General features: G+C 72.6%; 5 protein-coding genes and 1 pseudogene. 3 read left to right on the top strand and 3 right to left on the bottom strand.

Annotated features, from left to right (window positions below):
- Positions 1-119 precede the first annotated feature (119 nt).
- From E1283_RS24125 to E1283_RS39965, 3 genes and pseudogenes are all read left to right on the top strand, one after another.
- On the top strand, positions 120-2,771 hold the full coding sequence (locus tag E1283_RS24125) for a SpoIIE family protein phosphatase (protein WP_132820231.1): 2,652 nt from the start codon (positions 120-122) through the stop codon (positions 2,769-2,771).
- A gap of 257 nt (positions 2,772-3,028) precedes the next feature.
- Positions 3,029-5,431, top strand: a pseudogene (locus tag E1283_RS39745) (glycoside hydrolase family 95 protein); the annotation flags it as partial.
- Between the two features lie 21 nt (positions 5,432-5,452).
- Entirely contained in the window at positions 5,453-6,394 is a 942-nt protein-coding gene (locus tag E1283_RS39965; protein ID WP_243745061.1) for a LamG domain-containing protein, read from the top strand.
- A gap of 61 nt (positions 6,395-6,455) precedes the next feature.
- On the opposite strand, the gene E1283_RS24115 is transcribed toward E1283_RS39965, so the two are convergent.
- The 3 genes from E1283_RS24115 to E1283_RS24105 are packed head-to-tail and all read right to left on the bottom strand — an operon-like array spanning position 6,456 to position 10,013.
- The gene (locus E1283_RS24115; RefSeq protein WP_207930511.1) at positions 6,456-7,433 is read right to left on the bottom strand and encodes an ABC transporter substrate-binding protein; all 978 of its coding nucleotides are present in this window, start codon (positions 7,431-7,433) and stop codon (positions 6,456-6,458) included.
- Positions 7,434-7,467: 34 nt separating this feature from the next.
- The gene (locus tag E1283_RS24110) at positions 7,468-8,472 is read right to left on the bottom strand and encodes an ABC transporter permease (RefSeq protein WP_132820230.1); all 1,005 of its coding nucleotides are present in this window, start codon (positions 8,470-8,472) and stop codon (positions 7,468-7,470) included.
- Entirely contained in the window at positions 8,469-10,013 is a 1,545-nt protein-coding gene (locus E1283_RS24105) for a sugar ABC transporter ATP-binding protein (protein ID WP_132820229.1), read from the bottom strand. The genes E1283_RS24110 and E1283_RS24105 overlap by 4 nt, the downstream gene beginning before the upstream one ends.
- Between the last annotated feature and the right edge of the window lie 58 nt (positions 10,014-10,071).

The raw sequence follows: 10,071 nt of genomic DNA, 5'->3' as shown, positions 1-10,071 counted from the left end.
ACCCGACCCGGAGCTGGCCCGACGGATCACCTGATCGTCCGTCCCCGCCGCCCGGCCCCGGCGGCCCCGCCGGCGACCGACCGGTTGCGGCCCCAACCGTCTCTATATACACAATTGATATGAAATGGTCCCGGTCGGGGAAGTGGACCGACCGGTTCTCCGCCGGGCGGCGCGCCCTCTCCGCGCTGGCACCGCGCAGCATTGCCGCACAGGTGTTCGCCCTGGTGACGGCGATCATGCTGTTCTTCGTGATCGCCGGCGCGGTGACCCTGGTGGCGCAGGCCAAGCGCAGCAGCGAGGACCAGGCCAGGGGGCGGGCGCTCGCCGTCTCCGAGGCCCTCGCCCACACCCCCGAGGTACGGCGCGCCCTGGAGTCCGACGATCCGTCCACGCCCCTGCAGCCGCTGGCCCAGAGCGTCCGGCGGCACGCCGACGTCGACTACGTCGTGATCACCGCGCCGAACGGCGTCCGGTTCACCCACCCGAACCCCGAGGAGATCGGCAAGAAGGTCGAACAGTCCCTCTCCCCCGCCACCGAGGGCCGGGCGTTCACCGACAGGGTGCCGGGCCAGACCATCTCCGCCGCGTCGATCCGCGCCGCGGTACCCGTGAAGGACAGTGCCGGCCGGGTGATCGGCATCGTCAACACCGGCGTCACCATTCCCAACGCCACCCACGACATCGACCGCGGAATGCCCCTCATCCTCGGCATCACCGGGGCGGCCCTGCTGCTGAGCGCCGGCGCCGTGGCGCTGGTGACCAGGCGGCTGCGGCGGCAGACCCACGGCCTCGGCACCGCCGAGCTCACCCGGATGTACGAGCACCAGGACGCGGTGCTCCACTCCGTCAGGGAGGGCATCGTCATCACCGACGACGACGGTCGGCTGCTGCTGGTCAACGACGAGGCGCGGCGGCTGCTCGACCTCGCCGAGAACACCCAGGGCAGGCACGTGACCGAGGTCGGCCTCGGGCCGGAGGTCGGCGAGCTGCTGTCCACCCGACGGGTCGCCAACGACGAGGTCATCGAGGTGAGCGACCGCCTGCTCGCCGTCAACCAGCGTCCGGCCGAGCGGCGCGGACGCCCGATGGGCGCCGTCGCCACGCTGCGCGACACCACGGAGCTGCGTGCGCTGGCCGACCGGGCGGACGTGGCACGCCAGCGGCTCAGGCTGCTGTACGACGCGAGCGTCGCGGTCGGCACCTCGCTCGACATGCGCCGCACGGCGCAGGAGCTGGCGCAGGTGGCGGTCCCGCGCTTCGCCGACATCGTCACCGTGGACCTGCTGGAGTCCGTGCTGGCGGGCGACGAGCCCAGGGACACCGACCCGCGCATGCGGCGCGTGGCGCGCGCCGGCGGCCGGGAGGACGCCCCGCTGGCCAGGGTCGGCGAGCGGGTCGGGTTCGACGAGGCGGTGCGACGCGGCGACGGCGCCGACGGGCGCGCGGCCGTCAGCCACGCGCCCTACCCGGAGTACGGGATCCACTCGCTGCTCACGGTGCCGCTGCGGGTGGGCCGCGTCGTCCTCGGCCAGGTGGGCTTCTGGCGGACGGACGACACGCCCCCGTTCGACGACGACGAGCAGTCGCTGGCGCATGACCTGGCGAGTCACCTCGCCGCGTGCGTCGAGAACGGCCGCCGGTTCACCGGGGAGCACGCCAGGGCCCTCGACCTCCAGCAGAGCCTGCTGCCCCGCGACCTGCCGGAGCAGACCGCGGTCGACGCCGCGTTCCGGTACCTGCCCGCGGTCACCGGGGTGGGCGGGGACTGGTACGACGTCATCCCGCTGTCCAGCGCGCGCGTCGCGCTGGTCGTCGGCGACGTCGTCGGGCAGGGCCTGCGCGCGGCCGCCACCATGGGCCGGCTGCGCACGGCGGTGCAGAACTTCTCGGCGCTCGACCTGCCGCCCGACGACCTGCTGGCGCACCTGGACGAGCTGGTGATCCGGCTCGACCGGGACGCGGCGGCCTCGAACGGCGGGGACGGGATCATCGGGGCCACCTGTCTGTACGCGATCTACGATCCGGTCTCCCGCCGCTGTGTCCTGGCCCGCGCCGGCCATCCGCTGCCGGCCCTCGTCCGGCCCGACGGCTCCGTGGAGTTCCCCCCGCTGCCGGCCGGCCCGCCGCTGGGGCTCGGCGGCCTCCCGTTCGAGACCGCGGACATCGAGCTCCCCGAGGGCAGCAGCCTCGTCCTGTACACCGACGGCCTCGTCGAGGACCGCGACCGCGAGATCACGGCGGGTCTCGACCGGCTGGGCACGGCGCTGGCCCACCCGGGTCGGACGCCGGAGGAGACCTGCCAGGCGGTGACGGACGCGCTGCTGCCCGAGCGCCCCAAGGACGACATCGCGCTGCTCGTCGCGCGGACCAACGCCCTCGACGCGCGGCACGTCGTCCGTTGGGACCTGGAGGCCGACCCGTCGGTCTGCGCGGGGATGCGGGCCTCGGTGACCGAGCAGTTGGCGCAGTGGAACCTCGGGGAGCTGGCCTTCACGACCGAGCTGGTCGTCAGCGAGCTGCTCGGCAACGCCATCCGGCACGCCTCGGGGCCGATCCAGCTGCGCCTGCTCCGCAACCGCTCGCTGATCTGCGAGGTCGCCGACGGCAGCACCATCGCCCCGCATCTGCGGAGCGCGGCCAGCAGCGACGAGGGCGGGCGCGGCCTGTTCCTGGTCGCGCAGCTGGTGACGAGCTGGGGCACCCGCTACACGAGCACCGGCAAGGTCATCTGGACCGAGCAGACCCTGCCACCCACCGCCCGCGGCGGATGACGACGTGGCGGACGCGCCGTTCCGGCTCGGCCATCTGCCGACCGACCGCCTCCATACATCGGATGTATCACCTGTCAAGTGACCGCGCACAGCGGAAGTTTCGCGTTTTCCCGTGATGAACTCCGGGCAGAGCTCGGATGTATCGAAGGCCGGGGGGCTCGGCACGACAGCGATCGTTGTCACGGCGCTGCCAAGGATTCAACGAGCACGGGCGAGGTAACGCGATGGTCGAACAAGGCGTCCCCAGACGTATCTTCATGGCCGGTCTCTCGGGCGCGGCCGCGGGTCTCGGGCTGCCCCTGGTGGCACCCGCGGCGGCGGCCGGCGGCACCGGCGACGACGCAACCGGGGAGCGACGGCCGGCGGCCGCCGGCCCGACCCTGTGGTACGACGAGCCGGCGACCGACTGGGAGTCCCAGTCCCTGCCGCTCGGCAACGGAGCACTCGGCCTGTGCGTCTTCGGCGGGATCGGCACGGAGCGGCTGCAGTTCAACGAGAAGACGCTCTGGCTCGGCGGACCCGGCGCGCCGGGCTACGACTTCGGGAACTGGCGCTCGCCCCGTCCGGGCGCCGTCGAGGAGGTGCGGGAGCGGATCGACGCCGAACTCCGGGTCGACCCGGAGTGGGTCGCGGACCGACTCGGCCAGCCCAAGACGCACTTCGGCTCCTACCAGCCCTTCGGCGACGTCTGGATAGCCATGGCGTCGGAGCCCGCCGACGTCAGCGACTACCGGCGCCATCTCGACATCGGCCAGGCCGTCGCCGGCGTCCGCTACGTGTCGGGCGGCGTGACCCACACCCGTGAGTACTTCGCCTCCGCCCCCGACGGGGTGATCGTCGCCCGGCTCACGGCGGACCGGCCGGGCGCGGTCGGCCTCACCGTGTCGGTCACCACCGCGACCAACCGCTCGCGGAGCGTCACCGCGAGCGGCGGCCGGATCACGCTCGCCGGGGCGCTGAACGACAACGGCCTGCGCTACGCGTCGCGCCTCCAGGTCCTCAACCAGGGCGGCACCAGGACCGACAACGCCGACGGCTCGGTGACCGTGGCCGGCGCGGACGCCGTGGTGCTGGTGCTGGCGGCCGGCACGGACTACGCCGCCCGCTACCCGCGGTACCGCTCGGGCGTCGACCCGCACGGCCCGGTGACCGAGCGGGTGGACCGCGCGGCCGGGAAGGGGTTCGACCGGCTGCTGGCCGCCCATGTGGCCGACTACCGCGCCCTGTTCGACCGGGTTCGGCTGGACCTCGACGCCGTGGAGGCCGGCGTCCCCACCGACGAGGCGCTGCGCGCCTACCAGGACGGCTCCCTCGACGCGGCGGCGCGCCGGGCGTTGGAGACGCTGTACTTCCAGTACGGCAGGTACCTGCTGATCTCCTCGTCCCGGGCCGGCTCGCTGCCGGCCAACCTCCAGGGCGTGTGGAACCACTCGACGAGCCCGCCGTGGAGCGCGGACTACCACGTCAACATCAATCTCCAGATGAACTACTGGCCCGCCGAGACCACCAACCTGTCGGAGACCACCGGGCCGTTGTTCGACTACGTCGACGCGCTGGTGCCGCCGGGCGAGGTGACGGCGCGCGAGCTGTACGGAGCCGACGGCTGGGTGGTGCACAACGAGACGACCCCGTACGGCTTCACCGGCGTCCACGACTACGCGGCGTCGTTCTGGTTCCCGGAGGCCGGCGCCTGGCTGGCCCAGCACTACTACGAGCACTACCTGTTCACCCGGGACGAGCGGTTCCTGCGGGAGCGCGCCTACCCGATGCTGAGGTCGCTCTCCAGGTTCTGGATCGACGCGCTGGTCGCCGACCCGAGGGACGGCGCGCTCGTGGTGTCGCCGAGCTTCTCGCCCGAGCAGGGCGACTTCTCCGCCGGCGCCTCGATGTCGCAGCAGATCGTGTGGGACCTGCTGACCAACACCGTGGCGGCCGCCGGGCTCGTCGGCGACCGGAGCGGCTTCGTCACCGAGCTGACCGACACCCTCGCCAGGCTCGACCCGGGGCTGCGGGTCGGTTCGTGGGGCCAGTTGCAGGAGTGGAAGGAGGACTGGGACGAGCCGGGCAACACCCACCGGCACGTCTCCCACCTCTTCGCGCTCCACCCGGGCCGGCAGCTGTCGGTGCGCGAGGACGCCGAGCACGCCGCGGCGGCCGAGGTGTCGCTGCGGGCGCGTGGCGACGGCGGCACCGGCTGGAGCAAGGCGTGGAAGGTCAACTTCTGGGCGCGGCTGCTCGACGGCGACCACGCGCATCTCATGCTGTCGGAGCAGCTCCGCTACAGCACCCTGGCGAACCTGTGGGACACCCACCCGCCGTTCCAGATCGACGGCAACTTCGGGGCCACGGCGGGTGTCGCCGAGATGCTGCTGCAGAGCCACCAGGGGGTGATCGACCTGCTGCCGGCGGTGCCGGCCTTCTGGGCGCGCGGCTCGGTCACCGGCCTGCGGGCCCGCGGCGACGTCACGGTGGACCTGGAGTGGCGCGGCGCCACCCCGACCAGGGCCGTGCTGCGGCCCGGCGTCTCCGGTGAACTGACCGTGCGCGGCGGCATGTTCGGCGGCCTGTTCCTGGTCACCGAGCTGGCGGGCGGCCGCCGGGTCGACGTCGCGCGGGACGGCGAGGAGATCACCCTGCGGGCCAGGGCCGGCCGGGCCTATGTGGCGACCTCCCAGGTGAGCATGGCGCTCGCGGTCCCCGAACAGGTGGCGACCGACACGCCGTTCACCGCCGAGGTCACCGTGTCGGCGCACGGCCGGACGGTGCCGGCCGGCGCGTTGACCCTCGACCTGCCCGCCGGCTGGTCGGCCGGCCCGGCCCGGCACGCGGTACCGGCCGTCGGGGACGGGCGGTCCCACACGGTCGCCTTCGAGGTCACGCCACGGGCTGGCGAGCGTCCCGACCACCGACTGCGGGCGGTGCTGGTCGGCGACGGCTGGCGGACCACCGCCGCCGCCCTGGTGACGGCCGAGGTCGGGCCGCCCTGCCCGGTGCCGCGGGACGGGCTGACGCTCGTGGCGTGGGACCCCCGTTCCGGCGCCACGGTCGTGGACGCCTCGGGGCAGGGGAGGGACGCCGCGGTGGAGGGCGTCGCCGGCTACCAGGAGGCGGGGCCGACCGGCAGCGCGCTCGTCCTGGACGGCGGCTCGTTCCTGCGGACGGCGCCGACGACGCTCGGCTTCCTGCGGGTGGCGACGTTCGCGGCGGAGGTCAGGGTGGACGGCACGGGCGGCTACCGGCGGCTGTTCGACTGGCAGCCGAGCGGCGACGACGGCCGGGACGGCGTCCTGATCGACCTGACCCCGTCGAACGCGGTGCGCTTCATCGGTTCGGGAGCGGGCGTCACCACCTCGGCCACCGTGCCGACCGGCCGGTTCGTGGACCTGGTGGTCACCATGAGCGACGGCGGCCGGCTGACCGTGTACCTGGACGGGCGGGAGGCCGCGACGGCCCAGGTGCCGAGCACCGGGATCAACGGCTGCGCCAGCCGCGAACTGCGGTTCGGCGCCGACCAGAACGGCGGCCAGCGGCTCGTCGGGGCCGTCGACCGGATGGCGGTCATCGCCGGCCTGCTGGGACCGGAGGAGATCGGCGACTGGCAGCGCCGGGCCTTCGGCGAGTAGCACGACGTGGGGCGGCGCCCGGGAGTCACCTCCCGGGCGCCGCCCCGCGACGTCGGTCCGGCTACTCGTAGAGCGCGGCCCGGATCGTCGGGTCGTCGATGTTGCCCTGGTCGTACCAGTGGAACGCGGTGTCGATCCGCTCCGGCAGCTCCTCGCCGTCGATCGCCCGCAGCGCGGCGTCGACCAGTTGCCGGCCCATGTCGACCGGGTCCTGGGTGACGGCGCCGGTCATCTCGCCGCTGCCGACGGCGTCGATCTGGGCCTGGCCCGAGTCGAAGCCGACGACCGCGATGTCGTCCCGGCCGCTCTCCCTGACCCCGTTGATCACGCCGATCGCGGAGCCCTCGTTCGCCGCGTAGATCCCGGCGAGGTCGGGGTTGCCCTGGATGATCGACCGGGTGATGTCGGCGGAGGCCAGCTGGTCGCCGCCGCCGTACTGCGGGTCGAGCACCGTGATGCCCGGCGCGTTCGCCGCCATCCACTCCAGGAAGCCGTCCCTGCGGTCCCGGCCGGAGAGACTGGTCTGGTCGTGCACCACCAGGGCGACCGTGCCCTCGCCGCCGACCGCCTCCGCCAGGTGCTCGGCGGCCTCGGCGGCGGCCGCCCGGTTGTCGGTGGCCACCGTGGTCACCGGGACGTCGCTCTCCACTCCCGAGTCGAACGCCACCACCGGGATCTCCTGCGACCTGGCCTGCTGGAGCAGCGGCTCGGCGGCCTGCGAGTCGAGGGCGGCGAACCCGATGGCGTCGGGCGACCTGGCCAGCTCGTTGGTGAGCAGGTTGACCTGCTCCTCCACGTCCGCCTCGGTGGGCGGCCCGACGAAGGTGACGCGGGCGCCCCGGGCCTCCGCCTCCGCCTCGGCGCCCTCCTTGACGGACTGCCAGAACTGGTGCTGGAACCCCTTGGAGACGATGGAGATGAGCGGCCCGTCGCCCCCTCCGCCGCCGCCCCCGCCCGTACCGTCCTCGGCGCAGGCCGTCGCCAGCATCGCCAGGGCCACGCACAGGGCCGCGGCGAGGCGCCTTGTCGTCTTCATCATCACCAGATCTCCCTCGTTCTGGTCGGGGACGTGCTCATGACGTCTCGCGCCGGCGCACCCGGTCGGTGTAGACGGCGAGGAGGATCACGCAGCCGAGGATGACGTTCTGCCACTCCTGGGGGATCGACATGATCTGCAGTCCGTTGTTCAGCACGGAGATGATCAGCGCCCCGATCAGGGTGCCGACGATCGAGCCCTTGCCGCCGGAGAGCGACGTGCCGCCGATGACGACGGCGGCGATCGCCTGCAGTTCGTACCCCATGCCGGTGGCGGGCTGCGCCGAGCCGAGTCGGGCGGAGATCAGCACACCGGCGAGCCCGGTGAAGAGCCCCGCGAACGTGTAGATGACGATCTTCCAGCGCCGGACGTCGATCCCGGAGAGGGCGGTGGCCTCCTCGTTGCTGCCGATCGAGTAGGTGTAGCGGCCGAGCACGCTCTTGGTGAGCAGCACGCCGGCGACGGCGGCGACCGCCAGGAGGACGAGCACGGCGTTCGGGATGTCGACGCCGGGGACGAGGTGTCCGGTCGAGATGTCGCCGTAGCCCGACACGTCGGTGAAGTAGATGGGGGTGCTGTCCGAGACGACCAGGGCGAGCCCTTCGGCGACCAGCATCATGGCCAGCGTCGCGATGAACGGCGGGATCCGCAGCACGGCCACGTTGACGCCGTTGACGAGCCCCATGAAGCCGCCGAACAGGATGGTCGCCAGCACGCCGACCGCCAGCGGCAGGCCGGCGTTGACCAGGAAGACGCCGGACATCACGGCGCACAGCGCCATGCCGGTGCCGATCGACAGGTCGATGCCGGCGGAGATGATGACGAACGTGGTGCCGACCGCCAGTGTTCCGATCACCACGGTGGAGAAGAGGATCGAGATGAAGTTGTCGTAGGTGAAGAAGTAGGGGCTGGCGATCGCGAAGAACGTGTAGATCACGATGAGGCTGGCGAAGGCCAGCAGTTGTTGGAGGCGGCCCCTGATCGCCGCCGCCGTCCCGCTCCGCGGTCGTGGTCCGACCGCCGGCGCCTTGGCCGTCGTCATGGCCGTCCCGCCGTCCTGTCCGGGGCCTCGGCGGTCTCGCCCGGCCGCAGCGTCGCGTAGCGCATGATGTTCTCCTGAGTCGCCTCGGCGGCGTCGAGCACGCCGGTCACCCGCCCCTCGCTCATCACCACGACGCGGTGCGAGAGGCGCAGGATCTCCGGCAGCTCGGAGGAGATCATGATGATCGACTTCCCCTGTGCCGCGAGTTGGTTGAGCAACTGGTAGATCTCGTCCTTGGCGCCCACGTCGATGCCGCGGGTCGGCTCGTCGAAGATGAGGACGTCGCAGTCCTTCACGAGCCACTTCGCGATGACGACCTTCTGCTGGTTGCCGCCGGACAGGTGCTTGGTGGTCTGGTGGGCGGACGGCGTCCTGATGCGGAGCGATCCGATGAGCTGCTCGGCCCTGGTCCGGAGCGCCCCGTCGCGGACGAACCCGGCCCTGGTGAACCGGTCGCGCAGCGCGCTGAGCGCGATGTTGGCCTTGACGTCCTGCTCCAGCAGCAGCCCGAACCGCTTGCGGTCCTCGCTGAGATAGCCGATGCCGAGCCGGGCGGCGTCCGCCGGGTTGCCGATGCGGACCTCCGTGCCGCGCAGGGTGATCCGGCCCGACGAGCGCGCGTCGGCGCCGACCAGTGCCCTGGCGACCTCGGTCCGCCCCGAGCCCATGAGGCCGGCGAAGCCCAGGATCTCGCCGCGCCGGAGGTCGAAGGAGACGTCGTCGAGCAGGGACCTGGTACCGAGCCCCCGCACGCCGAGCACCGTGTCGCGGTCGGCGCGGACGCCCTCGGGGCCGCTGTCGGCGGTGATGGCCCGGCCCACCATCAGCGCGATGATGTCGGGGGTGGTGGCGGTGGCGACGTCGAGGGTGTCGACGTACTCGCCGTCGCGGATCACCGTGACCCGGTCGGCGATCCGCTTGATCTCCCCCATCCGGTGGGAGATGTAGATGACGCCGGTGTCGGGTCGGGTGAAGCGGCGGATCAGCTCGTGGAGGGTGGCGACCTCGGCGTCGTTGAGCGCGGCCGTGGGCTCGTCCATGATCAGCACGCGCGGCTGGTACGAGAGGGCCTTGGCGATCTCCACCATCTGCTGGTTGGCGACGGTGAGTTCACCGACCACGGCGCGCGGGTCGAGGGGCAGGTCGAGCCGTTCGAGCAGCGCGGCCGCGTCGTCGTTGAGCCTGCGGTCGTCGAGCAGCAGCCGGCCGCGGCGCGGTTCGCGGCCGATGAAGATGTTCTGGGCGACGGTCAGATCGGGGACGAGGTTGAACTCCTGGTGGATGATGCTGATGCCCAGTTCGAGCGCGTGCCGCGGGCTGGTCGGGAGGTAGGGGTGGCCGTCGAGCCGGAAGTGGCCGGCGTCGGCGGTGTGGATGCCGGACAGCAGCTTCATGAGGGTGGACTTCCCGGCGCCGTTCTCGCCGACCAGCGCCAGCACCTCACCCGGGCGCAGTTCGAGGCGCATGGCGCGCAGCGCCCGGACGCCGGGGAAGCTCTTGTCGACGCCCTCGACCTCGAGCAGCGCCGGCTCAGCCGTCATGGGTGTACTCCTCGATGGACTGTGGGTGCATCTCGGTGCCGGCGCCGGGGGCCAGGGG

The sequence above is a fragment of the Streptomyces hainanensis genome (assembly GCF_004348415.1).
In the GTDB taxonomy this organism is placed as follows: domain Bacteria; phylum Actinomycetota; class Actinomycetes; order Streptomycetales; family Streptomycetaceae; genus Streptomyces; species Streptomyces hainanensis.
Note: the sequence above shows the minus strand (reverse complement) of the source record. Positions and strands in the feature narration are given on the sequence as shown.